Source organism: Nocardia sp. CY15, from assembly GCF_009829295.1.
GTDB classification, from domain to species: Bacteria; Actinomycetota; Actinomycetes; order Mycobacteriales; family Mycobacteriaceae; genus Nocardia; species Nocardia sputi.
The window spans coordinates 1-876 of sequence record NZ_VUOT01000106.1; the positions used below are offsets into that span (position 1 = coordinate 1).

The 876-nt window shown below is 66.0% G+C and carries 1 protein-coding gene; it reads right to left on the reverse strand.

The window, feature by feature from the left end; genetic code table 11:
• Positions 1-5 precede the first annotated feature (5 nt).
• Positions 6-808 (reverse strand): IS5 family transposase gene (locus GVY39_RS33795; RefSeq protein ID WP_159931044.1). Its coding sequence is split into 2 segments (ribosomal slippage): positions 6-472 and positions 472-808, totalling 804 coding nucleotides; the frame shifts between segments, so codons are not numbered across the junction.
• Between the last annotated feature and the right edge of the window lie 68 nt (positions 809-876).

Here is an 876-nt window from a genome sequence, read left to right on the forward strand (position 1 = left end):
ACAGATCAGTTCAGAATGAGTTTTCGGAGGCAGATGACCGCGCAGGCGAGGGTGAGTAGGGCTTGGTGGATGTCGGCGCGGCGTTCGTAGCGGATGCGCAGACGCTTGAACGCATGTAGCCAGGCGAAGCTTCGTTCGACCGGCCAGCGGACGACGCCGAGTCCGGATCCGTGGCCGGTGCCGCGGCGGGCGATGACCGGGACGATGCCGCGCTCACGCAGGAGTCGGCGGTATTTGTCGTAGTCGTAGCCGCGGTCGGCGTAGAGGTAGCGGGGTCGCCGCCACGGCCGCCCTCGGCGTCCGCCGAGGACCGGTAGCGCGTCCAACAGTGGGACCAGCTGGGTGACGTCGTGACGGTTTCCGCCGGTCAGCGCCACCGCCAGAGGCGTCCCGGTCACGTCGGTGATCAAGTGGTGCTTGGAACCTGGTTTCGCGCGGTCGACCGGACTCGGCCCGACATGGTCCCCCCTTTCAGAGCCCGCACATGCGAAGCATCGACCAACGCGGTGGACAGTTCCAGCTTTCCCGCCGCACGCAGTTCGGTGAGCACCAGTTCGTGTAGTTGCTGCCACACTCCGGCCTCGTGCCATTCGGCCAACCGCCGCCAACACGTCGCACCGGAGGCCCCGAACAACGCGGTCGGCAACTGGTTCCAGCCGATCCCGGAGCGAGCCACGAACAAGATCCCTTCCAACGCCGCCCGATCACTGGTCCGGCGCCGCCCCGGATGACGGAAACGCCGCTGCGGCACCGGAATCAACGGCTCCAGCCGCACCCATAACGCATCGGTCACCACCTCATCAACCACCCCGAAAGTGTCGGACACGTTGCGCCGCAGAGCAAACCGTCACACCGACTCATTCTGAACTGAACTGT